Below are 16,714 nucleotides of genomic sequence, written 5' to 3'. Positions count from 1 at the left end.
GGATTTATACCCTGTGTAACTTCAACTTGTTTTGATTTTAAAAATCCTTTGATGGCATTAAAACGATGTTTTTGCCATAATATTTTGTGCTCTTTAAATATTTGTGGCAAGCATATCAAGCGCACTTGCTACATTTTTGTAACGCACAAGCTCATAAAATAGTATTGAAAAGTGAGGTTTTAACTATGAACAGTGTTGTTCCGCATTTATATTTTAATAAAGTTGTGCTTCTTCGCTTAAGGTTTGGTTAAAAAAACGTTCCTTAGTTATAAGAATTTGATGAAAAGCTCGTTTACATGTAATACGTCTAAACCTATTTTTTAGGCTCAACACGGAACTAAACGCTAAAAACTTAGAATGAAAAAGTTACTAATGTTCGTTGTATTGCTTAGCGCTGCCCTACGTTTAAGTGCACAACAAGAAAGAGTAATCACTACAGCAGTCCCATTTTTAACCATAGCAGCAGATGCTAGGGCTTCCGGTATGGGGGATATGGGCGTGGCAACATCATTTGATGCATTTTCGCAACAATGGAATCCGGCAAAATATGCCTTCGCAACACAAAAAACAGGTGTTGCAGTGAGTTATACACCTTATCTGGAAAGTATAGTGAATGACGTTTCCCTCTTAAATGCCAGCTTCTATAATAAACTTAATGATCGAAGTGCATTTGCCTTTGGCTTGAGATATTTTGGATTGGGTGAGATCGAATTGCGTCAGACCATAGATGAAGATGCTACTCTGGTTAAGCCTAACGAATTTGCCATAGATGGTTCTTACTCTCTAAAATTGAGTCAAACATTTTCCATGGCTGTTGGTGGACGGTTTATCAGTTCCAATCTTAGATTTCAAGATGGTATCCAAGATTCCCAAGCTGCCAATGCCTTTGCAGTGGATATTGCCGGTTTTTTCCGTTCTAGGGAGATTGCTTACAATAGTTTTGATGGTCGTTGGAGAGCAGGTTTCAATATTTCCAATCTTGGAGGTTCTTTACAATATGATGAAGGTGGGCAGGAGAATTTTTTGCCAACCAACTTAAAGTTCGGAGCTGGTTTTGATTTTATTTTCGATCAGGACAATGTTTTGGGACTTCATACTGAATTTAATAAACTATTGGTACCCACCCCAAGAGATTTTACGGGGGATGGACTCATAACCGCTGAGGACAATGATGAATATCAAAACATAGGCTTTTTTGATGGAGTCTTTGAGTCTTTTGGAGATGCCCCAGATGGTTTTAGCGAGGAATTGAAAGAAATAACTTGGGCCCTTGGTGCAGAGTATCGATTCCGTGAAGCCTTCATGTTGCGAGGAGGGTATTTTAACGAAAGTGAGGATAAAGGTGCTCGACAGTTTTTTACACTTGGCGCTGGATTCAAGTTTAAATCGGCACAAATAGACCTTTCCTATTTGTTCTCTACCTCACAGGTTAGAAATCCATTGGAAAATACCTTGCGTTTTTCATTGACCTTCAACTTTGGGGAAGAATATTTGAACGATTAAGATTTATAACTTCTTATAAAAGAACCTGTCCATGGACAGGTTTTCTTATTTTTGGTTATTACCCTATTGCGGCATGAAGAAAAAGCAGATAAGTTTTGACCTCTCCATTTATGAATCACTGGAGGAACTGTCACAAAACGAACAAAAATTGTTACAACAAGCGGCAGAAGCTCGAGAAAAAGCCTATTCGCCATATTCAAATTTTAAAGTGGGGGCTGCTGTGGAGTTGGAGAATGGTGAAATTGTAATAGGTAACAATCAAGAAAATGCATCGTATCCTTCTGGACTGTGTGCGGAGCGCGTTGCCGTTTTTCATGCTGGGGCAAAATTTCCAGGAGTGCCCATAAAAGCAATAGCTATAAGTGCAACTTCAAATAACTATGTGGTAGATATGCCGGCAGCGCCGTGTGGCAATTGTAGGCAATCTATAATAGAATACGAACAAAAGCAAAAATCTCCAATTTCAATTATGCTTCGTGGTGAAGTTGGACCTATTTATAAATGTGACTCAATGGCGGATATTTTACCCTTGGCATTCAGCAGTTCATTTTTGGGTGATTCTTAGACCAATTCTTTTCCCAAAACAGATATATATGTATTTTTGCTCTTCCCCACCACAGGGGAATTTCACATAATTATATTGTTGATGAAAAAAATCACCAAAGAAGTTTACCTAAAATGGTATGAGGACATGTTGTTCTGGAGAAAATTCGAGGACAAATTAGCTGCTGTATATATCCAACAAAAAGTTCGAGGGTTTCTCCATTTATATAATGGACAGGAAGCTGTTTTGGCAGGTTCGCTACATGCTATGGATCTTACCAAGGATCGAATGATCACTGCTTATAGAAATCACGTTCAGCCCATAGGAATGGGAGTTGATCCTAGAAAGGTGATGGCAGAACTTTATGGAAAAGTGACAGGTACTTCCAAAGGAATGGGTGGTTCTATGCATATTTTCTCCAAAGAGCACAGATTCTATGGCGGTCACGGAATTGTAGGTGGTCAGATACCTTTGGGTGCTGGATTGGCTTTTGGTGATAAGTACTTCAAGAGAGATGCAGTGACACTTTGTTATATGGGTGATGGTGCAGTTCGTCAAGGTTCATTGCATGAGGCGTTTAATTTGGCGATGCTGTGGCAATTACCGGTGGTTTTTATTTGTGAAAACAACGGTTATGCCATGGGAACATCTGTAGCTAGAACTTCATATTCCACAGATATCTGGAAACTGGGATTGGGTTATGAAATGCCTTGTGGTCCTGTAGATGGAATGGATCCTGCAATTGTGGCCAAAGAGGTTGATAAAGCCATTGAAAGAGCCAGGACTGGAGGAGGGCCAACTTTCTTGGAAATGAAGACGTATCGTTACAGAGGTCACTCTATGTCAGATGCACAACATTATCGAACTAAGGAAGAAGTAGAGGAATACAAGAAAATAGATCCAATTACCCAGGTAAAAGATGTGATTCTTGAGAAAGGTTATGCATCGGAAGAAGACTTAAAAGAGACAGATAAAAAGGTAAAGGATTTGGTATTGGAGTGCGAGAAATTTGCCGAAGAGTCAGATTTTCCACCATTGGAACAATTGTACGATACCGTTTACGAACAGGAAGATTATCCATTTTTACAACATAAATTATAAGTAGATGGCAGAAGTGATCAACATGCCTAGATTGAGTGATACCATGGAAGAAGGGACCGTGGCAAAATGGCTCAAAAAAGTAGGCGACAAAGTTGAGGAAGGCGATATTTTGGCTGAAATTGAAACCGATAAGGCCACAATGGAGTTCGAATCTTTTCATGAAGGAACTTTGTTGCATATTGGGATTGACGAAGGAGATGGTGCCCCAGTAGATTCACTTCTCGCTATTATTGGTGAAGAAGGTGAGGATATTTCTGGATTGTTGGCGGGAGGAAGTGCTCCTGCTACAGCAGAAGAGTCACCGGCAGCACCTGTTGCTGAAGCTGTTCCTGCACCCGTAGCGGTCGCTGCCATACCAGAAGGAGTTGAAATCATTACCATGCCTCGCTTGAGTGATACTATGGAAGAAGGTACCGTTGCCAGCTGGTTAAAAAGTGTTGGCGATGTTGTTGAGGAAGGCGATATTTTGGCTGAAATTGAAACGGATAAGGCCACTATGGAGTTTGAGTCCTTTTATTCCGGAACCTTACTTCACATAGGTATTCAAGAAGGAGAAGGAGCTCCAGTAGATTCACTTTTGGCTATTATTGGGCCAGAAGGAACAGATGTTGACGCTGTATTGAGTGCCCAAGCAGGAAGTGCAGCAACGACTGCAAGTGCGCCTAAAGTTGAGGCTGCACCTGAAAAAGCGGAACAAGCCCAAGACACAGCTGTTGAAGTACCTGTTGCCTCTCAAAATGGGCAACGTGTTTTTGCCTCGCCATTGGCCAAGAAAATAGCCAGTGAAAAAGGAATCAACTTAGCAGATGTAAAAGGCTCTGGTGATCATGGACGTATTGTAAAGCGAGATGTAGAAAACTATCAACCTTCACAAGTCGCTGCACCAGCTACTAAAAAATCTGATGTGACAACTTCTGCACCAATCGCACCAATTGCTTTGCCAGTTGGGGAAGAAAGTATGGAAGAAGTGAAAAACTCTTCCATGCGTAAGGCCATCACCAAGCATTTGAGTGCTTCCAAATTTACGGCACCCCATTTTTACCTAACCATTGAGGTAGATATGGACAATGCAAAGGCTTCACGTTCACAAATCAATAATTTACCTGATACCAAGGTATCTTTTAATGATATGGTCTTGAAGGCTTGTGCCATGGCACTTAAAAAACATCCACAGGTAAATACCTCCTGGACAGATGATGCAACCATATACAAGCACCATATTCATATGGGGGTTGCTGTTGCAGTGGATGAAGGTCTTGTGGTTCCTGTAATCAAATTTGCGGACCAATTGGGTTTAACGCAAATAGGAGCGGCAGTTAAAGATTTGGCAGGAAGGGCGAGAACCAAAAAAATTAAGCCAGACGAAATGGAAGGTAGCACCTTCACGGTATCCAATTTGGGTATGTTTGGCATTTTAGAGTTCACTTCCATCATCAATAAACCCAACTCAGCAATTTTATCTGTTGGGGCCATTGTAGAAAAGCCTGTGGTAAAAAATGGGGAGATTGTTGTGGGCAGTACCATGAAAGTAACTTTGGCATGCGATCATAGAACAGTTGATGGTGCTGTGGGGGCACAATTCCTACAAACCCTTAGAGCTTATTTGGAAAATCCAGTCACCATGTTGGCTTAGTGAAATTGTAAGCAAAAAGCAATAACTTATAGAAGCATCCTTAAAAAGGATGCTTTTTTTATCTTTAAAGCTATAAATCATACATGATGGGGAAATTTTTTGGCTTCTTCGGAATAGTACTTTTATTAAGCTGTGGTTCTGCTCAGCTTGTTGAAACCAATACGGCCTCAGTTTCTGGACCTGAAGGAGTAAAGGGTAGTATGGAAGAGGCTAACCCAAGTACAGACAATACTTCAAATCCTGTGTTTACCTCTGCAGAGAGGATAGAGGATATTATGAAATATTTGGCTTCAGATGATTTAAAGGGTCGTGATTCTGGAAGTGAAGGTATAGAAATGGCTGCGGTTTATATTGAAAACTACCTCAAATCTTATGGGGTTCAGCCATATTATGAATCGTACAGAGATACATTAGCTAACTATAAGAAACCCTCTTATAATATAGTTGGGTTGGTTGAAGGGAGTGACCCAAATCTGAAAGGCGAATATATCTTGATTGGCGCCCATTATGATCACATTGGAACTATTGCGCCTGAAAATGGAGATTACATCGCCAATGGAGCCAATGATAATGCTTCTGGTACTACAACCGTAATGGAATTGGCTCGATACTTTGGAAAGAACAGAACCAACAAGCGCAGTCTTATTTTTGCACTATTCAGCGCAGAGGAAAAAGGATTGTTGGGTTCAGAGCATTTGGCCCAGAAAATGAAATCTGAGGATTTAAACCTCTATGCCATGCTTAATTTTGAAATGACTGGAGTGCCACTGCAAGGGAAGGACTATGATGTTTATATCACGGGTTATGACAAATCCAATCTTGCCGAAGTGAGTAATGCATATGCCAAGAGTAATTTGGTAGGATTCCTGCCTACAGCAAAAGAATATAGTTTATTTCAGCGATCGGATAATTATCCTTTTTATAAAGAGTTTGGGGTGCCATCACATACTTTTTGTGCTTTTGATTTTACCAATTTTATGCATTACCACAAAGTGAGTGATGAATGGGAACTTATGGATTTTGATCATATGGCGTCACTGGTTAATAATATGCTCCCGGTAATTAATGGCATTGCAAATGCTCCATCCCAAGAAATCATTATAAAATAAATATTATTTGCTTTTTTAGTTTAGGTTTTTTTCATGGCAAACATTATTATCACAGGAACAAGCAGGGGTATCGGTATGGAGTTGGTCAAGCTTTTTGCCGAAAACAATCATGATGTATTGGCATTGTCTCGTAATACGAAACCGGTAGATGATCTTCAATTAACCAATGTCCATAACTTTTCTTTTGATCTTTCTGATTCCAAGGAGTTTCAAAAAGTGACAGATTTCTTGAAGCAATGGGACCAAGTGGATGTTTTGATCAACAATGCGGGAAGTTTGCTCAATAAGCCATTTATGGAGACTTCTGCGTTGGAATTTGAAGCTGTTTACAAAGTAAATGTATTTGGAGCGGCACAGTTGACCCAAACGGTTTTGCCTAAAATGGGCAAAGATGGTCATGTGGTCACTATAAGTTCCATGGGTGGTGTTCAAGGAAGTATGAAGTTTCCCGGGCTTTCTGCTTACAGTTCCAGTAAAGGAGCGGTAATAACCCTAACTGAACTTTGGGCAGAAGAATTCAAGGAAACAGGTCCCAGTTTCAATGTGCTTGCGCTTGGCGCCGTCCAAACTGAAATGTTAGAGGAAGCCTTTCCAGGATATAAAGCGCCCGTCACCGCCTCGGAAATGGCAACTTACATCATGGATTTTGCTCTTTCAGGACATAAATTATATAACGGAAAGCTATTGCAAGTGAGTAATAGTACGCCCTAATACTTCTATTTTGTTTTTTAGGTTGAAATTAGATTAATTCAAAGTCTTTCTTGACTATTTCCTCGCCATTTAGAATGATGGAAACTTGATGTTTGCCTAAATGGTAAACTCGTGTGGTAATGGGCTTGAAGGATTGTTTTCTAATAATCTCGGTGCTACTTTTGGCTTCATATTCCTTTTCACTGATTTTAAAGACTTTTTTGGATAAGCTGCCGTTTGCCTTCTGATAATAAATACCATACTCGATTCTAATTTTGGAAGCTGTATTTTGTGTGTTTTTGATTCGAAAACTGAACTCCAAATAATCTCCCACGCTTATTTTGGGAGTTAGCACTTTAAAATTGGAGCACACTATATGGTCCACATTGCCAAAACCGAACAATTCCATAAGTATCCGGTTGCCTTGTTTCAATAAAGTTCGACCAGCATGTTTGGCCACCCAGTCCATATTAGGGTTTTTACCATGCCATTTTTTAATGAGCCCTAGTGCAATATCAGGATTGTCTTTAGAAATGTCATTTACATTATTGGCCACACTTCTTCGTACGTATTCTGATTCGTCATTTTTTAAGTTTTCCAGAATGGAGAGAATAGGAGCAGGATTTTTTTTGAGTGCAGGTAAAGCCATCGCCCATGGCAATCTAGGACGACATCCTTCTGAAGCTAATCTTCGGATATGTAAATTTTTGTCTTTAGACCACTTTAGCATGATTTCCAAAGCCTCTTTTTGATGTTGAAGAATAAAGGGACGGACGGCAAATTCACAAGAAACAAAAGGAGTGACGGTTTCCATGGCACTCATGGAAATTTCAAAATAATCTTGGCCATACACCTCAATAAAGTCTGGCAAAAACATGAAACCCAAAGTGTCTATGCCATAATCTTTTTTATTTAGAACGGGAATTAGGTCCAGTATGGCCTGAATGTTTTTGTGATAATCATCTCCCAAATGATTGCCCAAACATAGCGTGATATGGCGCATGCGTTGCTTTAGCTCCATGTGCTCCCACTCATCATGCAGCAGTACATTTTGAACAAATGTTGATGTTGGTTTTTCCGGAACAACTTTTTCTAAGGCTTCAGCGAATGTTTCTATAAAAGATTTGCTGTAGATATTTTTGAGAGGCTCAGGCATTGTGTTGAAGTATGAAGTTTTTTGATTGATGTACAGTAAATTTAATGGAAATAGACCTTGTTTGGAAAAACTAATTTTTCAAATTATGGAATGCACAAACCTGTAACTTTGTTAAAGTGAATACCACCTTGCAGAAATATTTACCGGAGCGAGCAGTTGAACCATGTTTTGAACTGATCAAAACGCATGGGGTGCATCTAAAGGTCGTGAATCATAGAGTTACAAGACATGGGGATTATAGGAGATTGCCTAGCGGTTTGCACCAGATAACTGTAAATGCATCCTTGAACAAATATCGTTTTTTGATTACATTGGTTCATGAGATTGCTCATTTGGTGGCTTTTGAAACCTATGGCCGTCGCATAAAACCGCATGGATTGGAATGGAAGCGTACTTTTCAACATTTGATGATTCCATTTATTCGCCCAGAAGTGTTTCCGTCCAGATTACTGCCCATTATAGCACAGCATTTTAAAAACCCAAAAGCTAGCAGTAGTACGGATGCTCAATTGTCCATAGCCTTAAAAAGTTTCGACCCGCAAGACCGGGATAAAAGCTATGTATATGAGCTACCGATGGGGAGTGTATTCAGATTGTACAATGGACGATTGTTCAAAAAGGGAAAGAAAAAAGTAAAGCGATATGAATGTGTGGAATTGTCCTCGGGGAGGTTATATTTGTTTCAACCGAATGCTGAAGTGGAGTTGGTTAATGATTCGTCTTTTGAACCACCGTTTTAATCAAGAATCAAAATAAAATGAACAAAAATTATTACGCAGTTTTAATGGCCGGGGGAGTTGGCTCTCGCTTTTGGCCGGTAAGTACTACCGCTAACCCCAAACAGTTTCATGATATGTTGGGAACTGGAAAAACATTGATTCAAAAGACCTTTGATCGTTTGAATCGTTTTATTCCAACAGAAAACATTTTGATTCTCACCAATGAGCGATACAACGATTTGGTACTGGAACAGTTACCTATGGTAAAACAAGAGCAGGTAGTCTTAGAACCTGCCATGCGTAACACTGCTCCATGTATTTTATATGCATCGCTCAAGATTCAGAAAATGAATCCAAATGCAGTAATGATCGTAGCGCCAAGTGACCATTGGATTGAAGATGAACAAGCTTTTGAAAATGATGTGAAAGCATGTTTTGATAAATGCGGGAAAGAGGAGGTGCTTTGCACACTTGGAATTCAACCTACCTTTCCCAATACAGGTTTTGGCTACATCGAATTTGAAAAAGGAAGTGACGAAAACCTTAAAAAAGTATCACAATTCCGAGAAAAACCAGATTACGAAACCGCAAAGGAATTTTTGGCTCAAGGCAATTTTCTTTGGAACGCGGGCATTTTTATGTGGAGTGTGAACACCATTGTAAACGCATTTAAAAACCATCAACCTAAACAGTACCAACTTTTTGGAGATGGTGTTTCTTGTTATAACACTTCTGATGAACAGGCTTTTATACAAGAAAACTACGCAAAGGCCGAAAACATCTCCATAGATTATGCTATCTTGGAACAGTCCAAATCTATTTTTACTTTACCAGCTACTTTTGATTGGAATGATTTGGGAACTTGGGGGGCATTATACGACAAATTGGATAAGGATGATACGGACAATGCTGTTGTCAATGCACAGACGCTCATGGCGGACGCTAAAGGAAATATGATTAGATCACCTAAAGGAAAAATTGTGGTGGTAGACGGTTTGGAAGATTATATCATCGTGGATAAAGAGGAGGTTTTGTTGATTTATCCTAAAGCCAAACAACAGGATATTAAAAAAGTACTGAATCAAGTTAAAGAGAAATTTGGCGATCAGTATGCATAACTTATGAGTGAACATTTATTTGCAGACAGGGAACCCAATCCTCAAGACAGTGGGGATGAGGTAAAAAAGGATTTTAAGGGCCTTTTGGGCAGTGTTAGAAAGTTTCTTTCTGAGTTATTGGAGATTAGAACCAATACAGATGCTGTGGCGACAAAGGAGTCCATAATTGCGGATATCCCTTTTAAAGGACATACTTCTTGGATTCTTATCTGTTCTATATTTATCGCTTCTGTTGGTCTTAACGCCAATTCCACGGCTGTGGTTATCGGAGCGATGTTGATTTCCCCACTAATGGGTCCAATTTTGGGTATGGGCATGTCTTTGGCCATAAATGACATTGATACACTTAGAAGATCCATAAAAAACTTTACCGTTATGGTGGTGCTGAGTGTGGTAACTGCCTTTTTGTTTTTCTATCTCTTTCCACTGCGCGATGAGTCATCTGAATTATTGGCGCGGACCAAACCAGATATTAGAGATGTACTTATTGCTTTTTTTGGTGGCCTTGCCTTGGTGATTGCCCGAGCCAAAAAAGGAACTATTGCCAGTGTTATTTTCGGTGTGGCCATTGCAACGGCTCTTATGCCTCCACTTTGTACGGTTGGTTTTGGATTAGCAATTGGAAAATTTGAGTATGCCCGAGGAGCCATGTATCTGTTCATAATCAATACGATGTTTATTGGTTTGGCAACTTTTTTGGTCATCAAGTTTTTACGGTTTCCCATGGTACGCTATGCCAATTCGCAACGTAGGCGACTTATTGCAAGAGTGGCTTCCATTTTGGGAATCGCCGTGATGATTCCTGCGGGAATTACCTTTTATCAGGTATTTCAAGAATCATTGTTCAAAAAACAGGCCCAGCAGTTTCTAGGAAAAACTATAGAAGTATATCAATTTAATGCTTCTGGTAGATATGTAAATAATCTTACCAAGATTGAATATAATGAAGGTGAAACACCTTTGATTGAACTGGTTTGTATGGGTGATGAATTGATTCCGGAAAATGTAATAAATACTTGGCGGATTCAAAAAAATGAGTTTTCTCGGCTAAAGGATACCGAACTACACATCATTCAAGGTGGAAGGGACGATTCAGAAGAAAAGTTTAACTACGTGAGCGAACTTTATGAGAAAAATAAAGCAGAGCTTTTGAATAAAGATGAGCAAATTAGACTTCTGGAGGAAGAAGTGGCCAATTTGACCAAAAATGCTGGTAAACAAATCCCTTTTAAGGGTATTAGTGCCGAAGCCAAAGCCAATTATGCAAATATTGACAGGCTAGGGTTCTCTTACCAATTATTGACTGATTTCAACAAAGTGGATACCATTCCAGTCTTTGAGGTGAAATGGAAGGATGGAATCCGAATAAGTCAAAAAGAGGCAGATGCCAAAAAAATGTTGGATTGGTTAAAAATTAGACTTCAAGACACCACTCTTATCGTCAAAGAGTTGAAATAAGAATTCAGAATACCAGATTCAAGTTTTTATTTTTTGAAAAGCGTACCTGAACCAGGAATATCATCTTGGCCATTCCATGCGGGAAACCAAAAATGTGTGGTTGCACCTTCATCTTGGGCATCATAATCATAATATCCAATACCAAATCGCATATCTGACCAGTTTCCATTACTCATTTTGTTGATGTATTCCATTGGAAAGGCCAATTCCATGATTGCTCCCGTATCGGTCATTTTAACCTCTGCAGATACTTTGACCGGCAAGCTATTCTCATGATAAACTGGATTGTCCTTTTTGAAGGTTCTCAAATATGCTATCCAATCTTTTCCGCGGCCTTCTCCTTTGTTAAAGGCACTAATATGCTTTGGCCTGGCATCCAAACCTATGATCAAGCCATCTTGATTCCAATAAGAACCTTTTTCCGATTTCATAAAGTTATTGTCGGTAATATCTACTGCCACGTAAAAGTTGTCAGTATCATAAGCTGTAGCGAACTTTAGTGAGAGGTCATTTTCACCATCGTAGTCAAAAGGAGCACCATCAACATGTGTGACAGAATGCCATGTGGCGTCTTTCCAATCTTTCAAATTGCCGTCCAATTTGATTTTTTGAGCCTTTGCTAAGGCATACTTATAAAAGGGCTTGAAGTTCAGGACTGACGAAAAACTAACATTGGGGCGTTCCTCAAATTCATAGGTAATATTAGTATTGACCTTTAGAGTAGAAAGGTCTTCTAGTTTCTTTTTGTCTACATTTTTAAGATTCAACTTAAAGGTAACCACATCATTGGGTTCTACCGTAAACGAAGTTTTTTCAAGTTGGTAGAACAGGTCATCATTGGCATTTCCAGTTAATGAAACCTGCATTTTTGTGTCTGTATGGTTTGTGGCCTTTACTGTGGCAACCATATTTTCCGGAGTCATTTCATCTGAATAGAAGGGTTCTATTTTGACGGGAAAAGGTTTGTTTCTCACCAAATTGACCAATTCCTCGGTCACGACATTTTCATCCCAAATGCCATCCAAGAACAAGTTGGCCAAAATAGGTCCTTCTTCTGTCATGGTAGCCCATACCACATGGTCAAATTCTCCATAAGCTTTACCTCTCAATGCGCTACCTCCACCAGTTGTGGCCAATGCAATGTATTTTCCATTGTTTCTTTCAGTTTTCCAATAACGGTGGTAGTGTCCGGCAAAAACGTTGTGACTTCTGTTCTCAAGCAGTTTTTCAACATCTTTCCAGCGTTTGGTGTCTTCTTGAACCCAAAGAGGTTGGTGTAGAAAAACCAAGGTCCATTTAACATCGGAATTCTCTTCCAAAGTTTTTTTGATGTATTCGTATTGCTCGTCACCTATGGTGCCGCGACCGGCCCCGCGAAGGTTATCTTCAGTATTTAGACAAAGAAAAAGTACGTCCTTGTATACGAAATGGTAGTAGGAAACTCCGAAAAGTTCCTTCCATTTTTTCTCCATGACCTCATTGGTAATATCATGGTTTCCGGGGACGTAAAAGAAAGGAGCTTCAAGAGGTTCAATAAAGCCCTTAAATTCTTTCCATTCTGCATTTAATTGAACCGTATCTTTTGTGTAACCTTCAATAAGGTCACCCACACTCATGACGAACTCGGGCTGTAAAAGGTTCAATTTTTTAATTCCCACTGGGAAAACACCAGGGCGGTGGCCGCCAGTTCTATCGGTAACAATTGCAAATTGAAATTGTTCTGGAGATTCATTCCATTCAATATGGTTCCAAGGTTTTTGTTGAGTAGGAATATCAATATAAATGGTGGGCTTTTTCTGAGCAATTGTAAAATTTAGGGTCAGAATAAAGAAAAGGAATGCTACAAGTTTTTTCACGGTTGGATTTTTCATAAAAGTCCTAAAAATCCATGAAATTAAGAGCGGCACAAAATTAAGATTGGGTTAAAAGTTAAATTAGTTCCGCTCCTCTAAATACATCTGGCGAACTTTTTTGAATAGCTCCGAGGAATACACAAAATTGGTGACTGCATCGTTGTCCGTTTTGAAGATTTCTTTATTGTTGCCCTCCCATTCTTTATAACCGTCTTTAAGAAAAATGATTTTTTCCCCGATTTCCATCACAGAATTCATATCGTGGGTATTAATAACTGTAGTGATATTGTATTCCCGCGTAATTTCTTGGATAAGATTATCTATTAAGATGGCTGTTTTGGGGTCAAGACCCGAATTGGGTTCGTCACAAAACAGATATTTAGGGTTCATCACTATGGCACGGGCAATGGCCACACGCTTTTTCATTCCCCCAGAAATTTCGGAGGGATATTTATGATGCGCATCGATTAGGTTTACGCGTTTCAGAACAAAATCTACACGATCCTGCATTTCAGATTTGGATTGCTTGGTGAACATGTCCAGAGGAAACATAACATTGCCTTCAACGGTCATGGAATCAAAAAGGGCACTTCCCTGAAAAACCATGCCCATTTCTTGTCGCAAATCTCTGCGTTCCCTGTTGGATAATTCTGAATAGTAGCGCCCGTTATAACAGATTTGCCCCTCTTCGGGCTCAAAAAGCCCCAAAAGACACTTGAGAAATACTGTCTTACCAGAACCACTCTGTCCAATCACCAAATTGGTTTTTCCTTGCTCAAAAGTGGTGCTGATGCCCTTTAATACGTGGGCGTCACCAAACGATTTATGTAGATTTTCAACAACAATCATCAGCCTAGGAGTAATTGGGTTAATGTATAGTTCAAGATAATAATGACCACACTGGTCCATACAAAAGAAGTTGTGCTGGCTTTGCCAACTTCAAGGGCACCACCTCTCATAAAAAATCCGTGATAGGATGGAACGGTGGCAATGACAAAAGCGAAAACAAAAGTTTTTATGAAAGCATAGGTCACATGAAAGCTGTCAAAATCCATTTGTAAGCCTTTGATGAATTCCCCACTTGGAGCATATCCGCCAAAAACTGCTGCAATCCAACCCCCCAATATACCAACGAACATAGAGGTGGCTACGGCGAAGGGATACATTAACATTGCCATAATCTTTGGAAAAACCAGATAGTTCAATGAATTGACACCCATGACTTCCAGGGCGTCAATTTGTTCGGTAACCCGCATGGTTCCAATACTTGATGTAATATAAGAACCCACTTTTCCTGCCATGATAATGGATGTAAAGGTTGGGGCGAATTCCAAAATTACTGATTGCCTCGTTGCAAAACCAATAAGGCTTTTCGGTAAAAATGGGCTGTTAAGGTTAAGAGCGGTTTGGATGGTGACAACACCTCCAATAAAAAAGGAGATAAATATGATGATGCCCATGGAACCGAAAATAAGTTCATCGATTTCCTTAAGGATAAGGGATTTCATGATTGGCCACTTGGTGGGTTTTTTAAATACTTCCCACACCATGATGAAGTATTTTCCAATCGCTTCAAGGTATTTCATGTGCTAAAAATAAGAATATTGTAGAGCATTTAACCTTCATTTTAATTTATGATTGGGATAAATGAATAGTTTTGTGTCCAATTTCTTAAATAATATTCATGAAAAACAACCGCCTGATCTTTCTATTATTGGTCTTCTGTATCTTGGGAATTAGTAATGCTCAAAAGAAAAAGAAAAACGCGGCGCAAGTGCAGCAAACTCTTCAGATTGCGGTATCACCGAAATTGGTTGTAGGTATTGTTGTGGATCAGATGAGATACGATTATCTAACCCGCTTTTGGAACCAATATGGGGATGGTGGTTTTAAACGAATGATAGGTGAAGGTTTCAATTGCAGGAACCATCACTTTAATTATGCGCCAACAAGTACAGGTCCAGGACACGCATCTGTGTATACTGGGACCACTCCGGCCACTCATGGAATTATTGGAAATAATTGGTATGATAAAGCATTGGATCAAGAAGTATACTGCGCTTCTGATAATAGTTATTCCTCAGTAGGGACTTCCTCTGATGACGGAAAAATGTCGCCGCATAGAATGTTGACCACTACAATAACCGACCAATTGCGATTGCATACTCAAAAAAGAGGAAAAGTAATAGCAGTAGCATTGAAGGATCGGGGAGCCGTATTGCCCGGAGGACACATGGCAAATGCGGCTTATTGGTTTGAAGGGGGAGTAGATGGAAATTGGATTACCAGTTCTTATTATATGGATGCTTTGCCCCAATGGGTCATTGATTTTAACACTTCGGAAGCCGTTGAAGCATACAAAAAGCCGTGGACCACATTAAAACCGATTGACACCTATGTGGAAAGTGGGCCCGATACCAACAATTATGAAGGTAAGATAACAGGTGAAACTACTGCGACATTCCCACATGACCTTCCTGCATTATGGGAAGCTAATGGCGATTATGATTTGATAAAAAAAACACCTTATGGCAATAGCATTACTGCAGATTTTGCATTGGCCGCTTTGGAAGGAGAAAATTTGGGGACAGATGCTATCACCGATTTTTTGGCGATTAGCTTTTCCAGTACGGATTATGTAGGGCATTTTTTTGGAGTCAATTCTAAAGAAGTTGAGGATACCTATTTACGATTAGACCAAGATTTAGCTCGAATTTTTTCAACTTTGGATGAGAAAGTAGGGAAAGGACAATATACCGTTTTCCTTACCGCTGACCATGGGGCCATTAATGTGCCTGCGTATCTAAAAGATCAAAAAATTCCAGCGGGATATTTGGATATGGGTGCAATGCAGGAAAAATTCACCGAATTTTTAAAGTATAAATATGGTACTACTGACGTGGTAAAGAATATGTCTAACTACCAGATATTTTTAGATCATAAGATTTTGAACAACTTGGATATAGATTTGGATGATGCCCAAGAAGAAATTGCCATGGAAATTTTAAAATATGATCAAATAAACAAAGTATATACTGGAGTTCAAATGTGGCAAAACGAATATGTTGAAGGAATCCCCTATATTCTGCAAAATGGGTATAATCAAAAGCGTTCTGGAGATATTTTGATGGTCCCTAGACCAGGATTCATTACTTACAAACACACAGGTTCCACACATGGTTCCCCCATGATTTATGATACCCATGTGCCTTTGTTATTATTTGGGAATGGAATTAAGCATGGGAATACAGTCAATAGAACTGAGATTCCTGATATTGCACCTACAATTGCCAGCTTATTGGGGATAGCTTTTCCAAATGGAACTACTGGCAGGCCGATTGGAGAGGTTTTGAAATAAAAGAAGAAAATAGACTTTGAATAATTGTATGGAGGTCTTAATTTTGAAGATATAATTATCTTATTATCAATACTTTTTTTCGTATGACCTCCCTAGTTTCAAGATTCTGAAAAAATAGTGTATAAGCTCCTTGAGAAAAATTAGATACATCAAATACATCTTGATTTTTAATATATAAAACTAATCTTCCTTTTTGATCAAACAAGTTGATTTCAAATTCTTCAATACCTTTTGGTAAGTTGATATTAACAACTTGATTAGCCGGATTGGGATATATAATGAAGGTGTTGTCAATCTCAGATTTAGAATCTTCTTCTTCTTCTTCTTGGGAATTACTGTCTAATGTACTTGGGTCACAGTCATCATCGATGCCATTGTACGGTATCTCTGTTGCGCCAGGGTTCACTGCCGGGTTGCCGTCGTCACAATCGTCAGCATTGCCAAATCCGTCCCCATCCATGTCATCATCTGG

General features: G+C 39.4%; 15 protein-coding genes. 10 read left to right on the top strand and 5 right to left on the bottom strand.

Annotated features, from left to right (window positions below):
* Positions 1-357 precede the first annotated feature (357 nt).
* The 6 genes from porV to HJC33_RS10600 all read left to right on the top strand — a co-directional run bounded on the left by porV (position 358) and on the right by HJC33_RS10600 (position 6,601).
* Complete coding sequence (gene porV, locus HJC33_RS10625; RefSeq protein ID WP_171658804.1) at positions 358-1,503, top strand: type IX secretion system outer membrane channel protein PorV; 1,146 nt, start codon at positions 358-360, stop codon at positions 1,501-1,503.
* 73 nt (positions 1,504-1,576) lie between these two features.
* Entirely contained in the window at positions 1,577-2,068 is a 492-nt protein-coding gene (gene cdd, locus HJC33_RS10620; RefSeq protein WP_171658829.1) for a cytidine deaminase, read from the top strand.
* A gap of 81 nt (positions 2,069-2,149) precedes the next feature.
* Entirely contained in the window at positions 2,150-3,148 is a 999-nt protein-coding gene (gene pdhA, locus HJC33_RS10615) for a pyruvate dehydrogenase (acetyl-transferring) E1 component subunit alpha (RefSeq protein ID WP_171658803.1), read from the top strand.
* Positions 3,149-3,152: 4 nt separating this feature from the next.
* Positions 3,153-4,781, top strand: a complete 1,629-nt coding sequence (locus HJC33_RS10610) for a pyruvate dehydrogenase complex dihydrolipoamide acetyltransferase (protein WP_171658802.1) — start codon at positions 3,153-3,155, stop codon at positions 4,779-4,781.
* A gap of 86 nt (positions 4,782-4,867) precedes the next feature.
* Positions 4,868-5,890, top strand: coding sequence for a M28 family metallopeptidase (locus HJC33_RS10605; protein ID WP_171658828.1), 1,023 nt, complete (start codon positions 4,868-4,870; stop codon positions 5,888-5,890).
* A gap of 33 nt (positions 5,891-5,923) precedes the next feature.
* A complete protein-coding gene (locus HJC33_RS10600) occupies positions 5,924-6,601 on the top strand; it encodes an SDR family NAD(P)-dependent oxidoreductase (protein WP_171658801.1) in 678 nt (225 codons plus the stop codon).
* 28 nt (positions 6,602-6,629) lie between these two features.
* On the opposite strand, the gene HJC33_RS10595 is transcribed toward HJC33_RS10600, so the two are convergent.
* On the bottom strand, positions 6,630-7,736 hold the full coding sequence (locus HJC33_RS10595) for a DNA alkylation repair protein (RefSeq protein ID WP_171658800.1): 1,107 nt from the start codon (positions 7,734-7,736) through the stop codon (positions 6,630-6,632).
* A 116-nt stretch (positions 7,737-7,852) separates the two neighbouring features.
* Between HJC33_RS10595 and HJC33_RS10590 the strand changes: the two genes are divergently transcribed.
* Genes HJC33_RS10590 through HJC33_RS10580 form a run of 3 tightly spaced genes read left to right on the top strand, consistent with a single transcriptional unit; the run spans position 7,853 to position 11,031 of the window.
* Positions 7,853-8,476, top strand: coding sequence for a SprT-like domain-containing protein (locus HJC33_RS10590; RefSeq protein WP_171658799.1), 624 nt, complete (start codon positions 7,853-7,855; stop codon positions 8,474-8,476).
* A gap of 17 nt (positions 8,477-8,493) precedes the next feature.
* Positions 8,494-9,573, top strand: coding sequence for a mannose-1-phosphate guanylyltransferase (locus HJC33_RS10585; protein WP_171658798.1), 1,080 nt, complete (start codon positions 8,494-8,496; stop codon positions 9,571-9,573).
* Between the two features lie 3 nt (positions 9,574-9,576).
* Positions 9,577-11,031 carry a DUF389 domain-containing protein gene (locus tag HJC33_RS10580; protein ID WP_171658797.1) on the top strand — a complete coding sequence of 485 codons (1,455 nt, stop codon included), beginning with the start codon at positions 9,577-9,579 and terminating at the stop codon, positions 11,029-11,031.
* Between the two features lie 26 nt (positions 11,032-11,057).
* On the opposite strand, the gene HJC33_RS10575 is transcribed toward HJC33_RS10580, so the two are convergent.
* The 3 genes from HJC33_RS10575 to HJC33_RS10565 all read right to left on the bottom strand — a co-directional run bounded on the left by HJC33_RS10575 (position 11,058) and on the right by HJC33_RS10565 (position 14,470).
* Entirely contained in the window at positions 11,058-12,887 is a 1,830-nt protein-coding gene (locus tag HJC33_RS10575; RefSeq protein WP_171658796.1) for a metallophosphoesterase, read from the bottom strand.
* A gap of 78 nt (positions 12,888-12,965) precedes the next feature.
* The gene (locus HJC33_RS10570) at positions 12,966-13,733 is read right to left on the bottom strand and encodes an ABC transporter ATP-binding protein (protein WP_171658795.1); all 768 of its coding nucleotides are present in this window, start codon (positions 13,731-13,733) and stop codon (positions 12,966-12,968) included.
* Entirely contained in the window at positions 13,733-14,470 is a 738-nt protein-coding gene (locus tag HJC33_RS10565) for an MlaE family ABC transporter permease (protein WP_171658794.1), read from the bottom strand. Before HJC33_RS10565 ends, HJC33_RS10570 begins: the two co-directional genes overlap by 1 nt.
* A gap of 98 nt (positions 14,471-14,568) precedes the next feature.
* Between HJC33_RS10565 and pafA the strand changes: the two genes are divergently transcribed.
* The gene (pafA, locus tag HJC33_RS10560) at positions 14,569-16,242 is read left to right on the top strand and encodes an alkaline phosphatase PafA (RefSeq protein WP_171658793.1); all 1,674 of its coding nucleotides are present in this window, start codon (positions 14,569-14,571) and stop codon (positions 16,240-16,242) included.
* A 55-nt stretch (positions 16,243-16,297) separates the two neighbouring features.
* On the opposite strand, the gene HJC33_RS10555 is transcribed toward pafA, so the two are convergent.
* Positions 16,298-16,714: T9SS type A sorting domain-containing protein (locus HJC33_RS10555; protein WP_171658792.1), on the bottom strand; the 417-nt coding region annotated here is incomplete at its 5' end.

The sequence above is a fragment of the Flagellimonas amphidinii genome (assembly GCF_013090115.1).
GTDB lineage: Bacteria > Bacteroidota > Bacteroidia > Flavobacteriales > Flavobacteriaceae > Flagellimonas > Flagellimonas amphidinii.
Note: the sequence above shows the minus strand (reverse complement) of the source record. Positions and strands in the feature narration are given on the sequence as shown.

Excerpts from the sequence above, each read along its gene's own strand:
- porV (WP_171658804.1), top strand. The coding sequence starts at position 358 with ATGAAAAAGTTACTAATGTTCGTTGTATTGCTTAGCGCTGCCCTACGT.
- cdd (WP_171658829.1), top strand. The coding sequence starts at position 1,577 with ATGAAGAAAAAGCAGATAAGTTTTGACCTCTCCATTTATGAATCACTG.
- pdhA (WP_171658803.1), top strand. The coding sequence starts at position 2,150 with ATGAAAAAAATCACCAAAGAAGTTTACCTAAAATGGTATGAGGACATG.
- HJC33_RS10610 (WP_171658802.1), top strand. The coding sequence starts at position 3,153 with ATGGCAGAAGTGATCAACATGCCTAGATTGAGTGATACCATGGAAGAA.
- HJC33_RS10605 (WP_171658828.1), top strand. The coding sequence starts at position 4,868 with ATGGGGAAATTTTTTGGCTTCTTCGGAATAGTACTTTTATTAAGCTGT.
- HJC33_RS10600 (WP_171658801.1), top strand. The coding sequence starts at position 5,924 with ATGGCAAACATTATTATCACAGGAACAAGCAGGGGTATCGGTATGGAG.
- HJC33_RS10595 (WP_171658800.1), bottom strand. The coding sequence starts at position 7,736 with ATGCCTGAGCCTCTCAAAAATATCTACAGCAAATCTTTTATAGAAACA.
- HJC33_RS10585 (WP_171658798.1), top strand. The coding sequence starts at position 8,494 with ATGAACAAAAATTATTACGCAGTTTTAATGGCCGGGGGAGTTGGCTCT.
- HJC33_RS10580 (WP_171658797.1), top strand. The coding sequence starts at position 9,577 with ATGAGTGAACATTTATTTGCAGACAGGGAACCCAATCCTCAAGACAGT.
- HJC33_RS10570 (WP_171658795.1), bottom strand. The coding sequence starts at position 13,733 with ATGATTGTTGTTGAAAATCTACATAAATCGTTTGGTGACGCCCACGTA.
- HJC33_RS10565 (WP_171658794.1), bottom strand. The coding sequence starts at position 14,470 with ATGAAATACCTTGAAGCGATTGGAAAATACTTCATCATGGTGTGGGAA.
- pafA (WP_171658793.1), top strand. The coding sequence starts at position 14,569 with ATGAAAAACAACCGCCTGATCTTTCTATTATTGGTCTTCTGTATCTTG.